Below are 217 nucleotides of genomic sequence, written 5' to 3' on the forward strand. Positions count from 1 at the left end.
GGCAGCCTGAGCGTGCCCAATGCCGATGGCGGCACCATCGTCGGCAAGCTCAGCCGCGTCCACTGGCAATCGCTGCCCACGCCGGTCAAGGCGCCCAGTGATGGCGCCCCGATCCTGCTGCCGCCGGACGTGGCGTTGCCTGCACGGGTCCAGGCCAGTGCCAATGACACCAACCCGGCCAAGGTGCCGCCGCTGTCGCTGGATATCGAGGACCTGC

General features: G+C 69.6%; 1 protein-coding gene. It reads left to right on the forward strand.

What is annotated here, in order from left to right:
- Positions 1-217, forward strand: a 217-nt coding sequence (locus RRF55_RS28985; protein ID WP_439419446.1) for a hypothetical protein, incomplete at both ends; no start/stop codon positions are given.

The organism is Klebsiella sp. K47 (genome assembly GCF_051858335.1).
Lineage (GTDB): Bacteria > Pseudomonadota > Gammaproteobacteria > Enterobacterales > Enterobacteriaceae > Klebsiella > Klebsiella pneumoniae.